This window comes from Phocaeicola acetigenes (genome assembly GCF_027529745.1).
GTDB classification, from domain to species: Bacteria; Bacteroidota; Bacteroidia; order Bacteroidales; family Bacteroidaceae; genus Phocaeicola; species Phocaeicola acetigenes.
This window is the reverse complement of sequence record NZ_JAPZVM010000001.1, coordinates 441,959-467,144: the sequence shown is the minus strand read 5'-3', so window position 1 is coordinate 467,144 and position 25,186 is coordinate 441,959. Positions and strand designations below refer to the sequence as shown.

The window sequence follows — 25,186 nt, the reverse complement described above, 5'->3', positions numbered from 1 at the left end:
ACCTATGGATATCCGGACTATACTTGCCAATTTGAAAATCGAACAGTTGAATGCCATGCAGCAAGCTGCTGTGGATGTATGTAAAGAAGGAAGCGATCTGATTCTTTTGTCACCTACAGGTACTGGCAAAACGTTGGCTTATCTTCTTCCGCTGGTTTCATTACTGAAGCCTGGTGTGGAAGGGGTACAGGCTGTTGTCTTGGTGCCTTCTCGGGAACTGGCATTGCAGATAGAGCAGGTTTTTAAAGCAATGGGTACGGATTTTAAGGTAATGAGCTGCTACGGTGGGCGTCCGGCAATGGACGAACACCGTACAATGAAAGGAATTCGTCCATCGGTCGTGATTGCTACTCCCGGCCGTATGAACGATCATCTGACTAAACAGAATATCGATGCTTCATCTGTTCGGACATTGGTTATCGATGAATTTGACAAATGTCTGGAGTTTGGATTTCAGGAGGAAATGGCTGAAGTGATAGGTAAACTTCCTGCCTTGAAGCGTCGTTTTTTGCTTTCTGCTACCGATACGGAAGATATTCCACGTTTTACTGGATTGAACAAAACAGTGAAACTTGATTTTCTCGATCCGGAAACACAGGGGATAAACCGTATTCATATATATAAGGTAATGTCGCCAGTCAAGGATAAACTGGAAACATTATATAAGTTGTTATGTAGTTTGGGTGATCAGTCTACGCTTGTCTTCTGTAATCATCGTGAAAGTGTAGACCGGGTAGGTAAGTATCTTCATTCTATGAAAGTGTATTGTGAAACTTTCCATGGTGGAATGGAACAGGACGACCGCGAACGTGCGCTTTACAAGTTTCGTAACGGAAGTTGCCATATATTTATTTCTACCGATTTGGCTGCCCGCGGACTGGATATTCCAGATATTCGGAATGTAGTGCACTATCATCTTCCGATAGCTGAAGACGGTTTTATCCATCGTAATGGACGTACTGCTCGTTGGGAAGCGGATGGTAATGCATATGTTATTTTGCATCCAGAAGAGTCGATCCCTTCTTATCTGAAAGGAAATCCGGAAGAATTTGTATTACCGGAACAAACCCCGAAGCCTGCTTTGCCAGCCTATGTTACTTTATATATTGGTAAAGGGAAAAAAGATAAAATCAATAAAATAGATATCGTGGGTTTCCTGTTTAAGAAAGGCGGGTTGAGCAAGGAAGATATCGGTCGGGTAGATGTAAAGGACCATTATGCTTTTGCGGCTGTTTCACGGAAAAAGGTAAAACAAACGTTAAAACTTATACAAAATGAAAAGATAAAAGGGGTAAAAACTTTGATAGAACAGGCAAAATAATATCTTTGTGATATTATTAATCTTTCATCTTCCACTCTTCTCGGGTGGTATGCTATGATGACTGGAATGCCTGTTTGTCATAGGTGGGTATGGCTGTGCCAATTTGATATTTAAATCTTCGTTTTAAGAGTAAAATGAAAGTATAAATATTATAATACTGGAAATTTATCATCAAAACTTTTGGAAGTCTGAAAATAATCGCTAAATTCGCAAATGTCGAGATTAAAAACAAGATTGTTAAACCAAAACAAACTTCCAAATGAAAAAGCATAATTTTAATGCGGGGCCTTCTATTCTGCCGCGCGAGGTGATTGAAAAAACAGCTCAGGCTATTCTTGATTTCAACGGTTCAGGGCTTTCGTTGATGGAAATCAGTCACCGTGCTAAAGATTTCCAGCCAGTGGTAGATGAGGCAGTAGCCTTATTCAAAGAACTTCTGAACATACCAGACGGCTATTCGGTGCTTTTCCTTGGGGGAGGAGCAAGTATGGAGTTTTGTATGGTTCCCTATAACTTCCTGGAAAAGAAAGCTGCTTATCTGAATACGGGTACTTGGGCTAAAAAGGCACTGAAAGAGGCTAAAGGATTTGGTGAAACTGTAGAAGTTGCCTCTTCCGAAGCTGAAGGTTATACTTATATACCGAAAAACTATACAGTTCCTGCTGATGTAGACTATTTCCATATCACAACCAATAATACCATTTATGGAACAGAATTGCATGCTGATTTGGATGTAGATGTTCCAATGGTAGCCGATATGTCTTCTGATATTTTCTCTCGTCCGGTTGATGTTTCTAAATACATCTGTATCTATGGCGGTGCGCAGAAAAATTTGGCTCCGGCTGGTGTAACATTTGTAATTGTAAAGAATGATGCATTAGGCAAGGTTTCTCGCCATATTCCTACGATGTTGAATTATCAGACTCATGTAGACAAAGGGTCTATGTTTAATACTCCTCCGGTAGTACCTATTTATGCAGCTTTGCAGACATTACGTTGGATTAAGGCACAGGGTGGAGTTGAAGAAATGCAGCGTCGTGCTAAACAGCGCGCGGAGATGTTGTATGCAGAAATAGACCGTAACAAACTGTTCAGAGGTACGGTTACTGTACAAGAAGACCGTTCATATATGAATATTTGCTTCGTAATGGCTGATGAGTATAAAGACCTGGAAGCTGACTTCTTGAAATTTGCTACCGAACGTGGTATGGTGGGTATCAAAGGACATCGTTCTGTCGGTGGTTTCCGTGCATCATGCTACAATGCAATGCCGGTAGAAAGTGTACAGGCATTGATAGACTGTATGCAAGAATTTGAAAAAACACATTAAATCTTACTATTATGAAAGTTTTAATTGCAACCGAAAAACCGTTTGCTAAGGTAGCAGTCGACGGTATCCGTCAGGAAGTGGAAGCGGCAGGCTATGAATTGGCTCTGTTGGAAAAATATACAGATAAGGAACAGTTACTTGATGCGGTAGAGAATGTAGATGCAATCATAATCCGCAGCGACATAATTGATGAGCAAGTATTGGATGCTGCCAAAGAGTTGAAGATTGTAGTTCGTGCCGGTGCCGGTTATGACAATGTGGATTTGGAAGCTGCTACAGCTCATCAGGTTTGTGTGATGAATACACCGGGACAGAATTCAAATGCTGTAGCTGAGTTGGCTTTCGGTATGATGGTGATGGCAGTGCGCAATTTCTATGATGGAAAAGCCGGTACAGAGTTGAAGGGAAAGAAGTTGGGTATCCATGCTTACGGGAATGTGGGCCGGAATGTGGCTCGTATAGCCAAAGGCTTTGGAATGGAAATATATGCATACGATGCTTATTGTCCAAAGGATGTGATGGAAAAAGATGGTGTGATACCATTGGATTCTGTTCAGGCTTTGTATGAAACATGTCAAATTGTGTCATTGCATATTCCGGCTACTCCTGAAACCAAGAACTCCATAGACTACGATTTGGTTAACCGGATGCCGAAGAATGGTGTGCTGGTAAATACGGCTCGTAAGGAAGTTATCAATGAGGTTGATCTGCTGCGCTTGATGCACGACCGTCCGGATTTGAAATACGTGACCGATATTATGCCTGTTCATCATGAAGAGTTTGCATCTCATTATCCTGGACGTTATTTTTCTACCCCGAAGAAGATGGGGGCTCAAACTGCCGAAGCTAATATCAATGCAGGTATTGCAGCAGCTTGTCAGATTGTAGACTTCTTCCAAAACGGCTGTGAGAAATTCCGTGTCAATAAAAAATAACTAAAAATCTAATACTATGGCTAAAATCAAACCTTTTAAGGGTATTCGTCCTCCTCAGGAATGGGTGGAGCAGGTTGCTTCCCGGCCTTATGATGTGTTGAATTCGGCCGAAGCCCGTGAAGAAGCAAAAGGGAACGAAAAGTCACTTTATCATATCATTAAACCTGAAATTGATTTTCCCGAAGGGACAGACGAACACGATCCTGCCGTATACGATAAGGCTGTAGAAAATTTCCGTATGTTTCAGGAGAAAGGATGGCTGGTGCAGGATTCGAAAGAATGTTATTACATTTATGCCCAGACCATGAATGGGAAAACGCAATATGGATTGGTCGTAGGAGCTTATGTACCCGACTACATGAATGGCGTGATAAAAAAACATGAACTGACTCGTCGTGATAAGGAAGAAGATCGCATGAAGCATGTGCGTATCAATAATGCGAATATTGAACCTGTATTTTTTGCTTATCCGGATAATAAGGTGTTGGAAGGTATTATTGCAAAATATACTGCACAAAAGCCAGTTTACGATTTTGTAGCTCCTGATGATGGGTTTGGACATACTTTTTGGGTGATAGATTGCGATGAGGATATTGCTGCTATTACAAAGGAGTTTGCTTCTATGCCTTCTTTGTATATTGCAGACGGACATCATCGAAGTGCAGCTGCAGCTTTGGTAGGAGCTGAAAAGGCCAGTCAGAATCCTAATCACCGGGGAGATGAAGAATATAATTATTTTATGGCAGTTTGTTTCCCGGCCAATCAGCTTACTATTATCGATTACAACCGTGTGGTGAAGGATCTTAATGGGCTGACTCCGGCTCAGTTCCTGGAAGCTTTGAAGATTCATTTTGATGTCGAAGAAAAAGGTTCTCAAGAGTACAGACCGTCTGCCTTACATAATTTCTCATTATATATGGATGGCAAGTGGTATAGTCTTACTGCCAAGCCGGGTACTTATAATGATCATGATCCGATAGGTGTACTGGACGTAACTATCTCTTCAAATCTTATTTTGGATGAAATTCTGGGCATTAAAGATTTACGCTCGGATAAACGGATTGACTTTGTAGGAGGTATACGTGGATTGGGAGAGTTGAAGAAACGGGTAGATAGTGGTGAAATGAAAATGGCGCTGGCTCTTTATCCGGTTTCCATGAAACAGTTGATGGATATTGCCGATACGGGTAATATCATGCCGCCTAAAACTACTTGGTTTGAACCTAAACTCCGTTCAGGGCTGGTGATACATAAGTTAGACTAATATCGAAAGTTGTTTTTTGTTTCTCGTCGGAGAAAGAATAGAAAGTTTCCAATTTCTATGGCTTATGTGTTATGAACGATGATATCATTTCCATAAAATAGCCCTAAGGAGGGGAGGTCAGGATATTTTAGAGAAAGTATCCTGACCTTTTTTTATGTGGTAAAAATAAGATTTTCTACCTTTGTCTTCATGATGACAGAAGATACTTATAAAACCATAGCAGCTCCGGCAGAATCTGTTTATACAGAGAAACGGAGTAAATTTATTGCTATTGCTTTGCCTGTACGTACGCTTGCAGAAATCAAGGCCTATTTGGATGAATATCAGAAAAAGTATTACGATGCTCGCCATGTATGTTATGCTTATATGTTTGGGGCGGAACGTAAGGAGTTTCGTGCCAATGATAATGGCGAACCTTCCGGTACGGCAGGAAAACCGATATTGGGACAAATCAATTCTAATGAACTTACAGATATCTTGGTAATTGTTGTCCGCTATTTCGGGGGCATTAAATTGGGCACCAGTGGTCTCATAGTCGCTTATAAGACTGCGGCAGCACAAGCCTTGTCCGAAGCACAGATTATTGAGAAAACAGTGGATGAGCAAGTGACGGTAGTATTTGAATATCCTTTTATGAACGATATTATGCGTATTGTCAAAGAAGAATCTCCTGAGATTCTCAATCAGTCATACGACATGGATTGTGTGATGACTCTCCGTATTCGTAAGTCGCAGATGCCCCGGTTACGTATGCGGCTGGAAAAGGTGGAGACAGCACGTATATCTGATGATGTAACATCTTTGTAATACATTTGACATAATCTGTTTATATACCTCCCATACTTTTGTGGCCAAAAAGAAAATACTTCATGAGAAAGCAACTTTTAGCGTGTACAAGCACATTGCTGATGGCAGTTTCTTCATTCACAGCAACTGCACAGACCATCGACTTGAAAGATTATTTGCCGGAGGTTCATGGTACTATCCGTGGTAAATACGAGTATCAGACTACTAATGACGAACAGCGCTTTCAGGTACGAAATGCCCGTATCAGTTTTTCTGGAAACGTTCACCCTAAAGTCCGTTACAAGGCAGAAATTGATTTGTGCGATGAGGGGGAAATGAAGATGCTGGACGCCTATGTATGCGTCACTCCTTTTCAAAACTGGGAAGTTACAATCGGACAGAAGCGTGTGCCTTTTACTATCGATGCACATCGTTCTCCTCATCAGCAGTATTTTGCTAACCGCTCTTTTATTGCCAAACAGATGGGTAGTTTACGTGATGCGGGTGCTACTGTGAAGTATAAACAAAAAGAGGGATTTCCTTTTGATATAGAAGCCGGATTGTTCAGTGGCTCCGGACTTACCGAGCAAAAAGGCTGGCATAAGGTATTGTGTTACTCTGGAAAAATACAAATGTTTCCGTTCAAAGGATATAATCTTACCTTGAGTACTCAGCGTATTCGTCCTGCAGATACCAATATTTACATGTACGATGTAGGTACTTACTACGAATGGAATAACTGGCATTTCGAAGTAGAAGCTATGTACAAGCGATATGCTCATGTTGATTTTGATGATGTATGGGCTGTCGATGCATTTGTTAATTACGATTGGTTCTTCCGTAATCAGAAAATGCTGTTCAAGAAAATGTCCATTTTGGCCCGTTTCGATTATATGGGAAATAATAGTGAAGGAGTACCCGATGAAAACGGACAGTTGGTGATTGATGATCATGAACGTAAGCGTATTACCGGCGGTCTCACTTTCAGTCTTGGAAAGCCGTTTCAAGCCGACTTAAGAGTAAACTACGAAAAATATTTTTATAAAGACTTATCATTGGCCAAACCATCAGAGCAAGATAAGTTCGTAATAGAAATGATGGTTCGTTTCTAAGCGTTATAAGCAGGAGAGCACGGAAGTTTTGCAGAAGCAGAGCTTCCGTGCTCTTTTTATAGTAACCTGTAAATAGAAGTTTATTATTTTGTACCTGATATTATTTTCATAGAAAAACACTCTCTTCTGATAAACTATTTGTCTTTCAGTTTGTTTGTTAAATAAAAGATTGTTTTTATAAATATATTTTGTTAACTTTGAATCACAAGGAATATTCTTATGAAAAGCATATTTCATATTATCTTCATGTTTTTTGTAGCCTGTTCTTTCTTTTTAGGCTGCGAACATGGTCAGGCAAATAAATATTCATTGTTGGACTGGCCGGATACAGCCCGTGTTGATACTCCTCTTTTAATTTTTCCTCCTAAAGCACGTCCCCTGTTGGCATCCGATATACAGATTACTAAAGAATTGCTGTACGACCGTTATACATTAAAAGATACCTACTCTTATAAAGATACGGTGCGTAGTTTTAAATGGGAGACCATCCGTAAGTGTATAGCCTTTGTAGAAAATCTTCTTGCCGACAGTTTGCAATTAGGTGTTTTTAAAAACTATAAAAATCTGAATAGCGAAGCTCCTTTAGTAAAACAGTTTGTACGAAATGTGTATGGACGTGTGGCAGATACTCTTGGCGTAGAAAGATATCAGTCGGTTCCTTTGTATCATCCTTCCGATGAGGAAACTCCTGTGCGTTATGGCCGCGACGGTAGTATAGTAAATATTCTCGAAGAAGATTCTGTCTTTTATCGGGTAGCTCCTATCACCATCGAAGGTGAGTGGCTTGTTCCACGCCGTTATATCAAACGCTTGAAGTATCCTACTCATTTCCTTCATCTTGTTTTTGTCGACCGTAGAGATCAGAATATTGTTTCTTTGGAACGTGAATCCCGCGGTCACTGGAAAGTACGAAGTATGAATCCGGCTACTACCGGTCTTCATCGTCCTCCTTATGCACAGGAAACTCCTTTAGGCATGTTTCTTCTTCAACAGAAAAAAGAACGAATGGTTTTTCTGAAAGACGGTTCGTCTGCAGTAGGAGGGTATGCTCCTTATGCCAGTCGTTTTACAAACGGAGCCTACATTCACGGAGTGCCGGTTAATGCTCCTCGTACTTCCATGATAGAATACAGTTGGTCATTAGGAACAATTCCTCGTTCGCATATGTGTGTGCGCAATGCCACTTCTCACGCCAAGTTTATTTACGATTGGGCACCTGTTGAGGCTACGTTAGTAGTGGTTATCGAATAATATTTAACAATCCTGATTCTTTCTATTCGACTGAAAAGCAGTATTTTTGCCGCTAAATTGTAAATAGACATCATGCGGCGAATTATATTTTCAGTTATTTTATGGTGTATTCCTTTTGCAGCCTTCAGAGCAGGAAGTTCTTCTCCTGTGAATGAAATGGCCAAGGTAGAAGAATGTGAAGAGTTGTACGAAGTCATGCAACTTGATGGAGTGGTCAACCCCGTAGCTTTCCGTCAGGCTGTAGCCGGATACAATAAGATAGAGCAACGTAAACGCGATATTCTTACGCTTATCGATTTTTCCAAACCCTCCACGGAGAAGCGTCTGTTTGTATTCGATATGCGTCAGCGCAAACTTCTGTTCTCGTCAGTAGTAGCACACGGCAGAAACAGCGGAGGCAATTATGCCACTTCTTTCTCTAATAAAGAGGGTTCTTATAAAAGCTCTTTAGGCTTTTACCTTACCGAAAGCACTTATCAGGGACGTAACGGTTATTCCCTCATACTCGAAGGGCTGGAAAAAGGTATAAACGACCGTGCCCGTGAGCGTGCCATAGTGATACATGGAGCTTCCTATGCCGATCCGTCGGTTATTCCTTCCAGCGGACGTTTGGGAAGAAGTTTAGGTTGTCCGGCTCTCCCGCAGAAACTTTCCCGTCCTATTATCGATGCCATTAAAGGAGGGAGTGTTATTTATATTTATGCCGACCAGCCCGATTACCTGACACAAAGTTCTATTCTCCATTCTATTGTATAAGTCAAAAACAAGTGCTAACTTTGTGCCACTTAAAGATAAAAACAGTAAACTTATGTTCAGAAGTCATACTTGCGGTGAGTTGCGACTCGCCGATGCAGGCAAAAGCGTCACACTGGCCGGATGGGTACAGCGTGTACGTAAGATGGGCGGAATGACCTTTGTCGATCTCCGCGACCGTTATGGTATCACTCAGTTGGTATTTAATACAGAAATAAATGCTGAACTTTGCGAGCGTGCCAATCACTTGGGACGTGAATACGTCATTCAGGCTACTGGTACAGTAAACGAACGTTCCAGCAAAAACAATAACATTCCTACCGGTGAAATCGAAATCATCGTAGCAGAACTTGTTGTGCTTAATGCGGCACAGACCCCTCCGTTTACTATCGAAGACAATACAGACGGTGGTGATGATCTCCGTATGAAGTACCGCTACCTTGACTTGCGTCGTAATGCTGTACGCAAGAATCTTGAACTCCGTCACCGCATGACTATGGAAGTACGCCGTTATCTCGACAGCAAAGGCTTCCTCGAAGTGGAAACTCCGATGCTTATCGGTTCTACTCCCGAAGGTGCACGCGACTTTGTAGTACCTTCACGTATGAATCCGGGACAGTTCTATGCACTTCCACAGTCTCCGCAGACATTGAAACAGCTGCTTATGGTATCCGGTTTCGACCGTTACTTCCAGATTGTGAAATGCTTCCGCGATGAGGACCTTCGTGCAGACCGTCAGCCGGAATTTACACAGATTGACTGTGAAATGAGCTTCGTAGAACAGGAAGACATCATCCAGACTTTCGAAGGAATGGCTAAACACCTCTTCAAAGAACTGCGTGGTGTAGAACTCACCGAACCTTTCATCCGTATGCCATGGGCCGATGCCATGAAATACTATGGTAGCGACAAACCCGATTTGCGTTTCGGCATGAAGTTCGTAGAACTGATGGACATTATGAAAGGTCACGGCTTCTCTGTATTCGATAATGCAGCCTACATTGGCGGTATCTGTGCAGAAGGAGCAGCTACCTACACTCGTAAGCAGCTCGACCAGCTCACAGAGTTCGTAAAACGTCCTCAGATTGGAGCAAAAGGTATGGTTTACGCCCGTGTAGAAGCAGACGGCAATGTAAAATCAAGCGTAGATAAATTCTATACACAGGAAGTTCTCCAGCAGATGAAAGAGGCCTTTGGTGCAAAACCAGGCGACCTTATCCTTATTTTGAGTGGAGATGATGCAATGAAAACCCGTAAACAGCTTTGCGAGTTGCGTCTTGAAATGGGTAACCAGCTTGGCTTGCGCGATAAGAACAAGTTCGCTTGTCTTTGGGTAATCGACTTCCCGATGTTCGAATGGAGTGAAGAAGAAGGCCGTCTGATGGCAATGCACCATCCGTTCACTCACCCCAAAGACGAAGACATTGCACTTCTCGACACTAATCCGGCAGCCGTACGTGCCGATGCATACGATATGGTCATCAACGGTGTAGAAGTAGGAGGTGGTTCTATCCGTATCCACGACTCACAGTTGCAGGCTAAGATGTTTGAAATCCTTGGTTTCACTCCGGAAAAGGCACAAGAACAGTTCGGCTTCCTGATGAATGCCTTCAAGTTCGGTGCTCCTCCTCACGGTGGTCTGGCTTATGGTCTCGACCGTTGGGTATCTCTGTTTGCTGGCTTGGATTCTATCCGCGACTGTATCGCATTCCCGAAGAACAATTCCGGTCGCGATGTGATGCTCGATGCTCCTGGATACCTCGATCAGAAGCAGCTTGACGAATTGAATTTGGTTATTGACATCAAAGAATAATCTCAGCTAAACGAAGAGGATGTGTCGGTACCGGAATGACGGAACACTCCAGTCACTCTTGTAATGATCCGGCGCATCCTCTTCTTTTTTGTGTACACACAGATGAAAGAATCCGTCCGTATTTTCCGCTTTGCCGTTATTGGTACCTTGAATGCGCTGATTACTGCCCTTGTAGTCGGTATTATGATGCATTATGCAAACCAAGACTATATGCTAGCCAATATTGTAGCTTATGTCATTGCGCAGGCACACAATTTCGTCTGGTCCAAATACTGGATTTTTCCTCTGCAGACAGAAACAAAAAAAAATAACATCTGGCATCAGATGCTATTCTTTTCCGGCGCTTTCCTTATAGCTTATAGCGCACAATTTCTTTTTCTGCTATTGTTGGTAGAGATTTTTCATTGCAATGAGTATCTGGCTCAATTCCTCGGTCTGTTTGTTTACGGAGCCGTCAATTTCATGAGCAATAAATACATCACTTTTCGTTGAGTCTCTCAATAAATCCGGCTGGAATTTCTACCGCCGCATAACCCAGATTCTCAATCCGTACACTTACCCGGGTTTTTCCGTGCGTTTCAATCAGTTCACCTGTCAGGCCCTTCAGCGGCCCTTTCAGTACTTGCACCTTTTCTCCCGGATGAATCGGTCCGTCTGTAAAAGTAACGGCTTCTTCCGAGAAATCCAGCATAAACTTGAAGCGCTCCATTTCATCCTCCCGAATGATGGCAGGCCGATGCGTACAGCGGTCTATCAGAGTTCCGGTTACACTCGGTAGTTGCTGCATCAGTTTGATGCGGTTTACTTCATCCGTGTGTACAAAGATCATCATCGGTATTACTACCATCTGCAATTTCTTTTTCCGATCACTCCACTGGCGTATCACCTCCTGTACAGGCAGATAATATTCTACTTCCATCTGTGCTAACCTTTCTGCTGTTCTTTTTTCATGGTGCATACGCACATACAAAGCATACCAGTTTATTTTTCCCATGAGTATAGACCTTGATTTAAAATTTACTGAAAGTCAGTGTTGCATAATCCGAACGCAATACCATATTCTTACCATCCGATTTTACTATTTCGAAAGTGGTTTCCAGGCTATTCAGTCCATACGGCTGCAAGTCTTCCAGTTTGGTCGGCTCTTTGCTGTCTGTCGTTCCTTTCCGGTAATAAAAATCCTTCATAATCACCGTATTTCCATCCTCACCATAAGCAAATCGTCCGATTGACGGTGCGTATCCCTTTGTACCCTGCTTTTCCGCTATATCTACCACCCACAGCTGGATGCTATAATAAATCCGTTCGCAAGGATGCGTTACCCCATCTTCCGTTGTTGTATATTCCTCCAGTTTCCACATACCCTCTATATCGCTGTTTATAGGAGCCTTTTCACATCCCCCCAACAGTATGAGTAAGAAAACCAAAAGTCCTGTATATATTCTTTTATTCATACACTATTCCGTTTTTTCAGTTATAAGATACCTCCTGTCTTTCTTACCGTCAGCATTCCTCCGGTAGAGTTACCCAGATAATTTCCCCGGTCCACTCCCAAAGCAGCCGACACACTCCATCCTTTCGTCCATTGCGGAGTATAAGTCACCTCATACAGCGAACTGAACTGCTTTCTCTGCTTATCCAATGGCACGAAATACGTACCCCAGTGACGGGCAAACGATACCAGTACCCGGTAATTCCACTCCGTAGCCGGATTACCCTCTATGCCCACATGATGCGAGCGTACACGGTTACTCTTGAATGTAATTTTTCCATCCTGATTGTAGATAGGACCGGGCAGGAGAGGATTTCCCATTCCATAACCCCAGTGTTGCCAGGCTTGATACCCCCCGTTGTTATAATAATTATCTCCGGCACTTACCTGATATTCCGGAAAACTGCCAGCAAAGCCATCATACAAAATCGGTCCGGTCTGATCCTTTGTCGACATCATTTCCCATACTACATTACTCACGAAACGGTTTTTAGGTAAAGTGATATCAATACCCAACTGTCCGTCCTTCCATCTTCCATACTGCCAGAACATCTGCGAGTGGTCGTCAAAATAATGTTCCAGATATACCCTGAACTTCCAGTCGTGTAAATAATAATTCAAGGCAAAGTTCCAGCTGCCCACATGGTTTCCTTCTACATTTGCCATTTTATCTTCACTTCGTACCGGTAGAAATGCCTTTATAAAACTGTCCAGTCCGTCCGGCATATCATGTACCAGTGTACTGCTTCCGTCCGCATTCTTTTTCATCTGATCTCCGGCAAATTGCGCTGCATCCAGCAAACCGAATTCAAATTCCAGCGGCAGTTTTTCCCTGTTCCCGATTCGGAACATCAGCGCTTTGCTATGATACAATATATCCCTACCGTACGACTGTCCTGCAGCGGCAAAACTCTCTTGCCAGCTATCGTCGGTAAACATACCATACGCGATATGGCCTTTCAGAGCCAGCCATCCCTTTGTCCCCGGAACCGATACATAGTCGGCAATCTCACCCCGCACCTGAGGCACTGGACGTGCATTATTCCCTTCCACCAGCATACCACTGCTTAAATGTTCATTCTTTTCCAATGGTCCGCCTGTACGTTCCTTACTACCGATACTCAATGTAAGAAAACGCCAGGAAATATCTCCATAAGCCTGTTGTACTACAAAGTTGCTTGTCTGGTTTACAGTTCCAGCCAAGTCCAGTCCAGCCTGAATACGCCAATGATGCGGCAGTTGCCGGTTATACGCGATACCAGCCCGTAGAAATCCGCTGTTTGGTTCCTGGCTCGACAGTCCGTACCGGTTAGCCGTAAACCAGAGCGGTGCGTATGTACCCTCCGATACATTTCCACTTGCCTCTATGCGGTAGGTTAGGGTAGAGTCCGCTTGTTCCGCCTGTGCAGCACTACACAAACAAAGAGCAGCAATAAATAGATTCGTTTTCTTGAAATTCATAAGTTGCTTTTGGGTTTGAAAAACAATTTGACAAAGATAGCGAAAGGCGAGAGCAGAGGCAAATGAAAACACAGTTTTCAAGTTTGAACTATGCCGAGCCGCCTCCTATCTTCTGAAAAGATAGTGAAAGGCGAGAGCAGAGGCAAACGAAAACACAGTTTTCAAGTTTGAGCTATGCCGAGCCGTCTCCTGTCTTCTGAAAAGATACATGAAGGCAAGTGCAGGTACCAAACCAAAAGCTTGTTTTTGAGCAAAGGTAATGCCGGACTTATATATCCGTACTATCTCTGTGCTTTTTGTTTCATATACCACCGGCAGAAGCAAATCACGCTAATCAATAAAGACAAAGAAGATACCCATCCTATATAGCCCTTATTCATTCCTATTCCTTCTGGAGCTACGGTGATATATGTCAGACAAACCATGGTCATAAACAGTGCCGGTATCAGTGTCATCATAAACGACAATCCTTTTCTTTCGCGTACCAGCCATACTGTGATGGTCCATAAAGTAAATACCGCCAAAGTTTGGTTAGCCCATGCAAAATACCTCCAAATCACTTGGAATCCGTCTGCGTCACGAAGACTATACAACAAGATAGCCCCTGCAACGCAAAACATCGGAATACAAATATACAAACGCGATTTCAAGCTCTTTTGTTCAAGATTCATAAAATCCGCTACAATCAGTCGTGCCGAGCGGAATGCCGTATCCCCACTGGTAATAGGAGCCGCTACCACACCCAATATCGCCAGTACACTACCTATAGCTCCCAACCATTCTTTACTGATTTCAAAAACCACTACAGAAGCATCACTTACTCCCATACCATTCTGGTGAAAGAAATATGTAGCCACAGCCGCCCAGATCAGTGCTACAATACCTTCTGTAATCATTGCACCGTAAAAAATCGGCCGTCCGTTGCGTTCACTTTTCATACAGCGGGCCATCAGTGGGCTTTGTGTTGCATGAAATCCCGAGATAGCCCCGCAGGCAATGGTGATAAACATCATCGGGAAAATAGGAGTCGTTTCCGCTTTCGGATGCGTATTGGTCAGCCCTTCCCACAGTTCCGGCAGCGTCGGATGGTTTACATATAGCATCACCAGCAATCCCAAAGCCATAAAAATCAAAGCCAGTGCAAAAATCGGATATACCTTACCGATAATCTTGTCTATTGGCAGAAACGTAGCCAGTATGTAATAAATAAAGATTACAACAATCCAGAACGTAATATCCAGATGCTCCGGAGTCAGTTTCGCCAGTAAGGTAGCCGGTGACGCCACAAATACCGCACCTACCAGTATCATCAGTACCACGGTAAATACACGCATCACCTGTTTGGTAGATTTTCCCAGATACCTTCCTACAAGTTCCGGCAAGCTTTCCCCATGATTTCGTAAAGACAGCATTCCTGAGAAATAATCATGCACTGCCCCTGCAAAAATAGAGCCCAACACAATCCACAGAAAAGAAGCACTTCCAAACATAGCTCCCATAATTGCTCCAAAAATAGGACCCACTCCGGCTATATTCAAAAACTGAATCATAAACACTTTCCAGTTCGGGAGTACTATATAATCCACCCCATCCGCATCAGTTACGGCAGGAGTCAAGCGGTTATCAGGTGCAAAAATACGTTCAGCCAGTTTCCCATAAATAAAATATCCGGCTATCAAAGCCACCAGACAAAGAGTAAATGTAATCATCGTGTATTAATCTTTGGTTAAAATAATCGTTCTATTATTTCATAATTATTTGTACTCCCCGAACCCTGTATTTTATAGTTCGTTTCAAAGTGCGGTGCAAAAATAATGAATTGTTCGAAAAAAGAATAAAATAAAAGAAATATATAAACAAAAATCGCTACGGTCTCTTCTGTATAGAGGCTGTAGCGATTTCTTATCTTTTTGACAGACTACGCTCAATAATATACCAATGTACGAGTTTCCGTGGTACGTTCTAAGTTGTTATTTCTTGAACATGTTATCTCCCGTTTGGTCCAGTTACCATATTTATCTGTTTCCAGATACTTACATCTGTATTTGGTACTTTCCTCACCCTCTTCATAACTTGATAGATCTTCTATTGTAGATGGATGTTTATCTGTTCCTTCGTAAGTATATTTTCTTATAACCGGCATCATTCCATTGAAGTAACGGTGACATACGACTCGTCCATGTTCATCAAATTCATATTCTGTTGTTCCTTCTATACCATTCTCGTCCACTTCTTTGCGTAAATTCCCTTCACATGTAATTCGGAACGGCCCTACTGCTTTATTTATCATATATTTTTCCGGTCCTTGGTAGCTATATTCGTCTGTACCACGGCGCACAATGTTACCATTTTCATCAAATACTATAATACCATTCGTACTTGTTACACTCTTTACTTTGCCATATAATCCATATCCTTGCACAGCTGTAAAACGAGGAGCATTTATTTTCACTGTTTCTTTAGCTTGTTGTGTCTTTTCCTTTATGGTTTTTACTTCGTCAAGACTTTTACTTGAAGAAGTAGAGAAGTAAGATATATGACGGTTTATGGTCCATATCCGGTTTTCGTATCCGTCGTAATATTTCAGTCCTCTAAAGCGGAGAAAAGCATCATATGCCCTGATAAGATATTCATATTCCATGAAATTTTCTGGAACCGTAACTCGCATCGTAGTCCAGTTTCCGTGAGAGTCATATTCATATGCAAATGTAACTCTCAATGTAGTATTGAAAAATATATATTGAGAGTGTCTTTTCAGATTAATCTGATACACACCTCCTGTGTACTCCCACGAAGCCAGATCTCCCATTTCGTTATAAGTATATCGGTTCGTACATACTATTGTATCTTCTTTATAGATAAATTTCTCCTGCTTTTCTGTACACAATCCGTTATCTTTTTCGTAGGTATAAGTACATATAGAGCCTGTACAGTTATGAGCTTCCATAAATGGGTTGGAACTGCCGTATGCTTCCATACTGATCAGTCTTCCCGATGTATCAAACATCATTTTTCCTTTTTTGTCATTACTCTTGTTGAAATATTGTGGAGTAATTTCTTTCAATGTTCCGTCATTATAATATGAATAAACCTGATTAGCCCACATCATACCTCCTTTTCGTTTCACAAGTCGTCCCTGTTCATCATATTCAAAAGTCTGATCACTGGACACATGCGGATTTTTCTGTGGATTTCGATAGACTCCCATTAGTCTGTTTTTGTCATCATAGCGAAATGCATATACTTCAATCAGCATGCGCCCTTTGTCGAAAAAGTGGCTTGCCCATTGCAGTTTACCCTGCTCGTCAAAAGTATACTCGGCACCACCTATTGGTTGGGCATATTCTACTTTCGATACATCTTTTCTCAATCCCAGTTTTATACGGTCATCCGGATAATTTACAAAGTCCGGATAATAAGACTGTGTAAAATTCTCTTCATTATAATATACTTCGGGATAATAGAGTGGCAAAGGATTATGCAGTACATACAGCGGTGTGTAATTTTTTTCCTTCTGAAATACTCCGCCTTCCGAACAAGCAGAAAGGAAAACAGCAATTATAGCCGTAAATAAGATCTTTTTCATGGTAATATGTATTTATAGGTTGTTTACTTTTTTCAAAGTAAGTAAATTAAATTGGAAATAACAAGTAGACGTAAAGTAAATCGCCACAATACTTTTATTGTATTGTGGCGATTTATTAAACCTGTTAAAATGATGGATTTATCTTTTTTAATCAGAGATTATTACATCGTTATGATTTGATCCTGATTGTAATAAAAGATTTATTTCCCTTTATACATATCCTCATAATACTTCTGATAGTCACCCGAAGTCACGTTGTCCATCCATTCCTGGTTGTCCAGATACCAGCGTACAGTCTTTTCGATACCCTCTTCAAACTGCAGGCTTGGTTCCCATCCCAGTTCTTTCTGAAGCTTGGTAGAGTCGATGGCATAACGCATGTCGTGTCCCAGACGGTCGGTTACGTAGGTAATCAGATCCATGTCTTCACCCTCTTTTCTACCCAGCAGACGGTCTACAGTATTGATTACCACCTTGATGATGTCGATGTTTTTCCATTCATTGAAACCGCCGATGTTGTATGTTTCCGCAATCTTTCCGTTGTGGAAAATCACATCAATCGCACGTGCATGATCTTCTACAAACAGCCAGTCGCGCACGTTTTCTCCCTTACCGTATACCGGCAACGGCTTGCGGTGACGAATGTTGTTGATGAACAGCGGAATCAGCTTTTCCGGGAACTGATACGGTCCGTAGTTGTTCGAGCAGTTGGTTACGATAGTCGGCATACCGTATGTATCGTGGAATGCACGGACAAAATGGTCCGAACTTGCTTTCGAAGCCGAGTAGGGGCTGTGCGGATTATACTTGGTATCTTCGTAGAAGAAATCCTTACCGTATGCCAGGTGATGCTCCGAAGAAGAAGCCGTAGTAGTGAATGGAGGCTCGATACCTTCCGGATGTGTCATCTCCAGCGCACCGTACACCTCATCGGTAGAGATGTGGTAGAAACGTTTTCCCTTATATTTTTCAGGTAATCCTTCCCAGTACAGTTTGGCAGCCTGCAGCAGAGCCAGTGTACCCATTACATTGGTACGTGCAAAGGTAAACGGATCTTTGATACTGCGGTCTACATGGCTTTCTGCAGCCAGATGGATGATACCGTCCACATGATACTGCTGCATCAGTTCCATCATCTTGTCGAAGTCACAGATATCCGCCTTTACGAACACATAGTTCGGCTGGTTCTCGATATCCTTCAGATTGGCCAGGTTACCTGCATAAGTCAGCTTGTCCAGATTGATGATGCGATACTCCGGATACTTGTTTACAAACAGGCGTACCACATGGCTTCCGATAAATCCGGCACCGCCGGTTACGATAATATTGCGTTTAAATTGTTCCATAATTACTAGTCGTTTTTTGAATCGTTATTTTTTCAGTGCATCCATATTAGCCATACATACTTTCAGCGAGTCTGTCCAGTATGGAATCTTCAGACTGAAAGTCTGTTTGATTTTTGTCTTGTCGAGCACCGAATATGCCGGTCTTGTCACCGGGCTTGGGAATTCATTGCTGTGACACGGCTGGATATCACATTCCGTATTTCCTGCCAGTTCTGCAATCCGTTTGGTAAAGTCGTACCACGAGCATACCCCTTCGTTGCTGAAGTGGTAAATTCCCGTCTTGCTGTATCCCTGCTTGGGCTGTTCGGCAGCATAATCATCCAGCACCGCCTTGATGGCTACTGCCAGATCCAGTGCATAGGTCGGAGTACCTGCCTGATCGAACACCACATTCAGTGCCGGCTTGGTAGCGGTCAGGTTCAGCATGGTCTTCACGAAGTTTCTGCCGAATTCCGAGTACAGCCATGCCGTACGCAGAATCACATGATCGCATCCGGTCGCTTCGATAAACTGTTCTCCTTCCAGCTTGGTCTGTCCGTATACTCCGGTCGGTGTACCCTTCTGTTCTTCGCGGCAAGGCGTATTGTACGGATCCCCTCCGAATACATAGTCGGTAGACACCTGTACCAGCAGTCCACCTGCCTCCTTCATGGCTTCTGCCAGAATCCTGGGAGCTTCAGCATTCAGTTTCCGGCACAGCTCTACATCACTCTCAGCCTTGTCCACATTGGTATAAGCCGCACAGTTTACAATACAGTCAATCTTTTCCTTCTTCACCATTTCGTATACCGCATCGGCATCTGTCATGTCCAGAAAAGTTGTTTCCACACCTTCCGCTTCCACCACATCGGTAAACAGAAAGCGATATCCTGTATTCTTGCTTATGATACGCATTTCATGGCCCAGCTGACCGTTTGCGCCTGTCACTAAAATATTCATGATTGTTTCCTTCCCCTTATTATTTGTATAAATCTTCATTGTAATCAAACAGCCAGTCGGCATCCTTCAGTCGGGGATGATGCTTGTCCTTTTCAGACAGAATCACCTTATCCGCCGGTACACCCCAGTCGATACCCAGGTCCGGATCATCCCATGCCAGTGCCCCTTCGCTTTGCGGTGCATAGAAGTTGTCGCACTTATACTGGAAAATCACTTCCGGAGTCAGTACACTGAAACCGTGTGCAAATCCGCGTGGAATGAAGAACTGGCGGTGATTCTCCTCAGTCAGTTCCACAGCCACATGCTTTCCGAAAGTCGGCGAACCCTTGCGGATGTCCACAGCCACGTCCAGCACAGCCCCCTTGATGACACGTACCAGCTTGCTCTGTGCATAGGGCGGCTTCTGAAAGTGCAGTCCGCGCAATACACCGTAACCCGACTTGCTTTCGTTGTCCTGTACAAACTTCACGGTACGTACCTGTTCGTTGAAGTTCCGTTCCGAGAACGATTCGAAGAAATACCCTCTGTCGTCTTTAAACAGGCGCGGTTCGATAATCACCACACCTTCTATATCTGTTTTAATTACATTCATATCAATCCAAGTTTTCTTTACCTGTGCGTTCCACTTCTTCAATCACTTTCAGCAGATATTGTCCGTACTGATTCTTCAGCATCGGCTGGGCTTCCTCACGCAGTTTGTCTGCAGTAATCCATCCCTTACGGAAAGCAATACCTTCCAGACACGCCACTTTCAGTCCCTGACGTTTCTCTATCACTTCAATGTAGGTAGAAGCTTCCGCCAGTGAGTCGTGTGTTCCCGTATCCAGCCATGCAAAACCACGTCCCAGCGTCTGTACCTTCAGTTCCCCGTCTTCCAGGAACCGCTGGTTCACAGTTGTAATTTCCAGCTCTCCGCGAGCCGATGGCTTGATACCTTTCGCCACTTCCACCACCTTGTTCGGGTAGAAATACAGACCCACTACCGCATAGTTCGATTTCGGGTGCAGCGGCTTTTCCTCTATCGACAGACAGTTTCCGTCCTTGTCGAAGTCAGCTACCCCGTATCGTTCCGGATCGCTTACCCAGTAGCCGAATACGGTAGCCTTCTGTTCCTCTTCTGCAGTGCGTACCGCTTCGTGCAGCATGGCGCTGAATCCATTCCCGTGGAAGATGTTGTCACCCAGCACCAGACAGGCCGAGTCGTTTCCAATGAATTTCTCCCCGATAATGAAAGCCTGAGCCAGGCCGTCGGGAGAAGGCTGTTCTGCGTACTCAAAGCGTACACCGAAGTTGCTTCCGTCGCCCAGCAGACGCTGGAATCCCGGAAGATCCTGTGGTGTAGAGATAATCAGAATCTCGCGGATGCCGGCCAGCATCAATACAGAGATTGGATAGTAAATCATCGGTTTGTCGAAAACAGGGAGCATCTGTTTGCTTACTCCCTTGGTGATAGGGTACAAGCGTGTACCGCTACCGCCGGCTAAAACGATACCTTTCATAAATATAAATTAAAATGTAAAATGATTTTCGTAATAGAATTGCTTATAAATAGATAGAAATTCATCAAGAAATGTTTGATGATATTTGGGTTGAAGAATTCAAATTTAGTAGAATATGCCTTTAAAATATTAGTGTATGTATATGACAATTTCTTGAATTCTTCTAATTTGCTTTAGAATATAAACTTCTAATTATTAGGGTTTAGAAATTATTTTATTTCAGCTTTAGGATTTTTGATGGAAAATCCGTGTTTTTTAAAGAAAGTGCACATACTTTTAACATGTAAAAGTGTTTTTTTTCCTAGCTTGGCACTGGCTCTTAAATGATTATGAATCATTTTGGCATCAGGACAATATATCACAGGCTTTTTCATTTTCCAGCATCTTAGGCAAATATCTTCATCTTCCATATATAGAAAATAATCCAAATCGAATCCGCCTAGTTCTGCATAGGTATCTTTGGACATAAACAATGCAGCACCAATGGCCCAGTCTACAGCTTGAGTTTTTTTGAAGTTTAAATTTTTACAGAGATATTCGCTTACTGTTTTGTTATTTGTACTGTCTTTTCCTTTAGATATTATACGAGCAAATAGTGCCTTTAATGAAATGAATCCTCTGACTGAATATTGAATAGAGTGGTCTGGATTGAGAAGCTGTGGAACAACAATACCAGCTTGTGGATTTTGCTGCATACATTGTAATAGCTTATCTAAGCTGTCTTTCATTAATACAATGTCAGGATTGATGATTGCTACATATTTTCCAGTAGATGCAAATACTCCTTTGTTGTTGTTTTCTCCAAATCCCAATGGAATTGTATTTTTTATAATCTTCACTTCTGGATAATTTTGGGAGATAAATTCAACGGAGCCATCTGTAGAACAGTTGTCGACATAAATCATTTCGAAGCTGGCCTGTGGAGTGTTTTCTTTGAAAATTGAGTGCAACAAAGCCTTGAGGTATGAAAGATGATTCATACCTACAGTAATAATGGATAATGTGTACATATCTTATTTCTTAAGATTTTCTTAGATATATAATAGGAGAGATGTAAGTTATACTTACTGCTTTAGTAATTGTATATATGCCTGCTGATATGATTCTGACATAATCTGAGCAGTGTATTTTTGTAAATACAGATTTTGTATGCAGTTTCTTATTGTGTTGGAATCAAGATTGATAATCTTTTCTATTTTGTGAATAATGTCTTGTGGATTCTTATGGTTGATGATGTATCCTGTTTGTGTATCTCTAATGTTGGCAAGAACCTCTTGATGTGACGGAATATCGGATAATAACATTGGTAAGCCCACCGACATACTTTCCAAAATAGTGTTGGCTAATCCTTCTACATCCGAAGCCGAGATATAATAATCCGATGCTTTTAAATAATCATAAACCCGTGTTGTAAATCCAGGCATGATTATATTTCTATTCTTGATTTTATTCAACTCATCCCACATGGGACCTTGTCCCAACATAATTATACCAATATTATTGGACGTAATTTTATTAAAAGCTTCAACAAGAATATCTGGATTCTTTTCTTTCGAGAAACGCCCTATAAAGATAAAGTATTTTATATTTTCTTTTAGACCAAGTTCTTTTTTTAATGTTTGTTTTTCTTGTTCATTATATTGCCATATAGGTAGGGATGAACCATTGGGAATACTTAAAATATTCCAGCCTTTATATTGCTTGTACAATTCTCCTACACTTTCAGCACATCCAATCGGCAAATCACATCTTTTTGTAAAGAAATTATTTAAAGCTATAACTATATTGCCTTTTAACTTTCCATACATAATCTGTTGTTGTAAACCTGGATATATGTGGATTGTATATACTCTTTTAAATTTTTTGGGAAGAAAGCACATTAAATATAAAGAGCGTGCACAATGTGAGTGAAGTTCATCGGGGTTAATTTCTATAACCTTTTGCTTCAAAACCTGAAATAGCTTGATTGGTGATAATTTTGTATTTGGGGCTAGTTGATAGATGTGAATAGGAAATTGTTTGAACTCTTGTAGCCGTGAGTTTTTCTTTTCCGGAATCAAAGTAATGATAGAAACTTCAAATTTTGAAAAATCAATATATTGAATGATATTATACATCACATTGACAGGTCCCTCGTTACATAAAGATGATACAAGGTAACATATATGAATTTTATTCATGATAATTTACTTTAGAATACTTTCTTTTATCTTTTCCAATAAGGTATCAGCTCTTTGAATATATTTGAGATTGATTTGATTAATTTTTTGAGCATCAAATATTGTATCTAATTTATCAATAGCTTCTTCTATTGGTTGTAAGTTGGGTGATTGACCTAGATTAAAATGTAGGTCTGTTAGGCTATAGTCCTCTAATATTCGGAAAGTTTTAGAATCTCCTTTATTTGCAAATCGTTTTTTATCCCAATCTATGGCTATTACAGGTTTACAGTTTCTAAGGCCGAATACGGAGTCATGAAAACGTTCTGTTACAATCAGATGGCAATGTTTGAATAAACCTGCCCAACCCAAAGCGTCGACAGTTGCAACCTGAATATCAACGTAAGGATTATAAAATGTAGATACAAGGGTATAACCTTTTTTTTTCAATAAATGTGCAAGTTCTTTTCTGTAAGGAAAGTTGATGTTAAAATTGTAAAGAGCAATTTTCTTTCCGGTAAGCCGTTTAGCGTATCGTTTCGGTAGTGTAAAAGTATTTACATCCAGATAGAATGTTGGATCTGGTTGCTTATTAATACTTGCAGCATTGATATTCAACTGACTTGTTAAATAATTGATAGTCAGATTATCTCTGATTCCAATATATTTTAGATTAGAAATACTCGAAGTTAGTATTTCTTTTTGTTGTGCCGTTAAACTAAAATTTGCAGGTGAGGCACTGGCTGCAAAAAATATCTTTTTAGCCTTTAAGTTAGGGAAAGGCAACCAGTTGATACCAATTTTATCATTAATACATGCCTCTTCCAGAATAGTATCACTTCCTACACTAATAATATCGTATTCACTCAGTTTGTTTACAATATCAGGCTGGTAGTTGAATAAGTCCGTTTGAAATGGGGTAAGAGTAAATGTTTGTTTATAAGCTTTATTATATGCTATTAATCTGATTGCTGCATATAGTTTCTGTAAGAAAAGGGTGGACAAGCTTCTTTTTGTGGAAGTTTGTATACCGTTATTTTGTTTAAAGTCTGGAAAATCAAGAAAATGGATTGTTGCGTTAGGAAATGCTTTTTGGAAAGCTGTTTTTACTCCTAATGCTTGCATGAAAGTTCCAGGGTTAATACCTTTAGTAAAAGTAATGATTAGTATTTTCATATAAACTTTGTGTATAAAGAATAGTCATTTCTTTCTGATACGGCAACTTTATAATTCTCTTTGTATGCCCCTGCGCCAATTAATACTATAGGAATTTCATTGTCAGGAATATTAAGCATATTTTTTATGGTTTTTAGCTGTTTTTGTTTATGCCCCATAGTAAGTGGAATATTGGCTACTCCATAAAAATGTAATGCATACATCAGGTTCATTGCGTATATTCCACCATCTACATATACTTGGTTTAATTCATGAAAATTATATCTACTTAAGTTTCCACATAAAAGAATGGCATATTGCATATCTTGATAAAAGCCATTGCATCCTTTTTGCAGGTTGAATAATAATTTTTTTTGTTGTTCATCTTGAAAAATATAAATGCTCCAGCTTTGTCTATTACATGCAGAAGGTGTTCTTTCACATAATTTTAAAGCTTTTTTTATGAGATCTATTTCTATGGGTTTATTGGAAAAGTCTCTGATGGAGAATCTGCTTTGAGAAAATATTTCGAAATTCTTTGATGAATTCTCTTTAATATCTTCGTAGTTAAAATAGTATATGCCTCCTGACTCGTTTGTTTCAACTTTATTTTTACTACAGAAGTCTGAGAAAAGGTGTTCAATTTTCTGCATATCAGCTCCCAGTTCTTTATTGAAGCTAATATATTTTTTTATAATAGAGCAAATGTCATTGACGGTTTCTTTACTTCCTCTTATTTGAAGGTAGGTTTGAAGGTCTTTTAGTAGGTTTATAACTTTTGCTTGACCAAATCCAATCTTAACTTTACCTATTGACATTCCTTTCTCAATGGCATGAGCACGAATTATCAGATCGGTTTTTAATTTTTCTGAATCCTTGAATTTATTGCCATCAGCTATATATTTTGTACATGCAATAGCTTCCAAAAGTTTTTCATGTACAATTCTAATCAATAAGACAATGCGTGATTGTTTCAGATATTTT

Annotated in this window: 23 protein-coding genes; 10 read left to right on the top strand and 13 right to left on the bottom strand. The window is 41.1% G+C overall.

Annotation, left to right across the window (positions count from 1 at the left end):
- Positions 1–4 precede the first annotated feature (4 nt).
- From O6P32_RS02055 to O6P32_RS02010, 10 genes are all read left to right on the top strand, one after another.
- A complete protein-coding gene (locus O6P32_RS02055; protein WP_269876516.1) occupies positions 5–1,321 on the top strand; it encodes a DEAD/DEAH box helicase in 1,317 nt (438 codons plus the stop codon).
- 259 nt (positions 1,322–1,580) lie between these two features.
- A complete protein-coding gene (gene serC, locus O6P32_RS02050; RefSeq protein ID WP_269876515.1) occupies positions 1,581–2,651 on the top strand; it encodes a 3-phosphoserine/phosphohydroxythreonine transaminase in 1,071 nt (356 codons plus the stop codon).
- Between the two features lie 11 nt (positions 2,652–2,662).
- Positions 2,663–3,586 (top strand): NAD(P)-dependent oxidoreductase, encoded by a 924-nt coding sequence (locus O6P32_RS02045; RefSeq protein WP_269876513.1) that lies wholly within the window; start codon positions 2,663–2,665, stop codon positions 3,584–3,586.
- 16 nt (positions 3,587–3,602) lie between these two features.
- A complete protein-coding gene (locus O6P32_RS02040) occupies positions 3,603–4,850 on the top strand; it encodes a DUF1015 domain-containing protein (protein WP_269876512.1) in 1,248 nt (415 codons plus the stop codon).
- A gap of 189 nt (positions 4,851–5,039) precedes the next feature.
- Positions 5,040–5,657, top strand: coding sequence for an IMPACT family protein (locus O6P32_RS02035; RefSeq protein ID WP_269876511.1), 618 nt, complete (start codon positions 5,040–5,042; stop codon positions 5,655–5,657).
- A 62-nt stretch (positions 5,658–5,719) separates the two neighbouring features.
- Positions 5,720–6,748, top strand: a complete 1,029-nt coding sequence (locus O6P32_RS02030; RefSeq protein ID WP_178265398.1) for a porin — start codon at positions 5,720–5,722, stop codon at positions 6,746–6,748.
- 219 nt (positions 6,749–6,967) lie between these two features.
- Positions 6,968–7,999 carry a L,D-transpeptidase gene (locus O6P32_RS02025; protein WP_269876510.1) on the top strand — a complete coding sequence of 344 codons (1,032 nt, stop codon included), beginning with the start codon at positions 6,968–6,970 and terminating at the stop codon, positions 7,997–7,999.
- Between the two features lie 156 nt (positions 8,000–8,155).
- Positions 8,156–8,755 carry a murein L,D-transpeptidase catalytic domain family protein gene (locus O6P32_RS02020; RefSeq protein ID WP_408636037.1) on the top strand — a complete coding sequence of 200 codons (600 nt, stop codon included), beginning with the start codon at positions 8,156–8,158 and terminating at the stop codon, positions 8,753–8,755.
- A gap of 52 nt (positions 8,756–8,807) precedes the next feature.
- The gene (aspS, locus tag O6P32_RS02015) at positions 8,808–10,565 is read left to right on the top strand and encodes an aspartate--tRNA ligase (RefSeq protein WP_178265400.1); all 1,758 of its coding nucleotides are present in this window, start codon (positions 8,808–8,810) and stop codon (positions 10,563–10,565) included.
- Between the two features lie 102 nt (positions 10,566–10,667).
- Positions 10,668–11,057 carry a GtrA family protein gene (locus O6P32_RS02010; protein ID WP_178265401.1) on the top strand — a complete coding sequence of 130 codons (390 nt, stop codon included), beginning with the start codon at positions 10,668–10,670 and terminating at the stop codon, positions 11,055–11,057.
- Here O6P32_RS02010 and O6P32_RS02005 read toward each other — a convergent pair.
- The 13 genes from O6P32_RS02005 to O6P32_RS01945 all read right to left on the bottom strand — a co-directional run bounded on the left by O6P32_RS02005 (position 11,044) and on the right by O6P32_RS01945 (position 25,128).
- Complete coding sequence (locus O6P32_RS02005; protein WP_178265402.1) at positions 11,044–11,559, bottom strand: UpxY family transcription antiterminator; 516 nt, start codon at positions 11,557–11,559, stop codon at positions 11,044–11,046. The genes O6P32_RS02010 and O6P32_RS02005 overlap by 14 nt on opposite strands.
- A 16-nt stretch (positions 11,560–11,575) precedes the next feature.
- Positions 11,576–12,019: a lipocalin-like domain-containing protein gene (locus O6P32_RS02000; protein ID WP_269876508.1), complete on the bottom strand. Its 444-nt coding sequence runs from the start codon at positions 12,017–12,019 to the stop codon at positions 11,576–11,578.
- A 20-nt stretch (positions 12,020–12,039) separates the two neighbouring features.
- Complete coding sequence (locus O6P32_RS01995; RefSeq protein ID WP_269876507.1) at positions 12,040–13,518, bottom strand: capsule assembly Wzi family protein; 1,479 nt, start codon at positions 13,516–13,518, stop codon at positions 12,040–12,042.
- Positions 13,519–13,799: 281 nt separating this feature from the next.
- Positions 13,800–15,227 carry a carbon starvation CstA family protein gene (locus O6P32_RS01990; protein ID WP_269876506.1) on the bottom strand — a complete coding sequence of 476 codons (1,428 nt, stop codon included), beginning with the start codon at positions 15,225–15,227 and terminating at the stop codon, positions 13,800–13,802.
- A gap of 215 nt (positions 15,228–15,442) precedes the next feature.
- Positions 15,443–17,104 carry a hypothetical protein gene (locus tag O6P32_RS01985; protein WP_269876505.1) on the bottom strand — a complete coding sequence of 554 codons (1,662 nt, stop codon included), beginning with the start codon at positions 17,102–17,104 and terminating at the stop codon, positions 15,443–15,445.
- Positions 17,105–17,304: 200 nt separating this feature from the next.
- The gene (locus tag O6P32_RS01980; RefSeq protein WP_269876503.1) at positions 17,305–18,450 is read right to left on the bottom strand and encodes a dTDP-glucose 4,6-dehydratase; all 1,146 of its coding nucleotides are present in this window, start codon (positions 18,448–18,450) and stop codon (positions 17,305–17,307) included.
- 24 nt (positions 18,451–18,474) lie between these two features.
- Entirely contained in the window at positions 18,475–19,389 is a 915-nt protein-coding gene (gene rfbD / locus O6P32_RS01975) for a dTDP-4-dehydrorhamnose reductase (RefSeq protein WP_269876501.1), read from the bottom strand.
- A 19-nt stretch (positions 19,390–19,408) separates the two neighbouring features.
- A complete protein-coding gene (rfbC, locus tag O6P32_RS01970) occupies positions 19,409–19,981 on the bottom strand; it encodes a dTDP-4-dehydrorhamnose 3,5-epimerase (protein WP_269876500.1) in 573 nt (190 codons plus the stop codon).
- 1 nt (position 19,982) lies between these two features.
- Positions 19,983–20,888 carry a glucose-1-phosphate thymidylyltransferase RfbA gene (gene rfbA, locus O6P32_RS01965; protein WP_178267099.1) on the bottom strand — a complete coding sequence of 302 codons (906 nt, stop codon included), beginning with the start codon at positions 20,886–20,888 and terminating at the stop codon, positions 19,983–19,985.
- Between the two features lie 209 nt (positions 20,889–21,097).
- A complete protein-coding gene (locus O6P32_RS01960) occupies positions 21,098–21,898 on the bottom strand; it encodes a glycosyltransferase family 2 protein (protein ID WP_269876498.1) in 801 nt (266 codons plus the stop codon).
- Positions 21,899–21,952: 54 nt separating this feature from the next.
- Positions 21,953–23,068, bottom strand: a complete 1,116-nt coding sequence (locus tag O6P32_RS01955; RefSeq protein ID WP_269876497.1) for a glycosyltransferase — start codon at positions 23,066–23,068, stop codon at positions 21,953–21,955.
- A 6-nt stretch (positions 23,069–23,074) separates the two neighbouring features.
- A complete protein-coding gene (locus tag O6P32_RS01950; RefSeq protein ID WP_269876495.1) occupies positions 23,075–24,223 on the bottom strand; it encodes a polysaccharide pyruvyl transferase family protein in 1,149 nt (382 codons plus the stop codon).
- Positions 24,220–25,128 carry a nitroreductase family protein gene (locus tag O6P32_RS01945; protein ID WP_269876493.1) on the bottom strand — a complete coding sequence of 303 codons (909 nt, stop codon included), beginning with the start codon at positions 25,126–25,128 and terminating at the stop codon, positions 24,220–24,222. The genes O6P32_RS01950 and O6P32_RS01945 overlap by 4 nt, the downstream gene beginning before the upstream one ends.
- Positions 25,129–25,186: the final 58 nt, after the last annotated feature.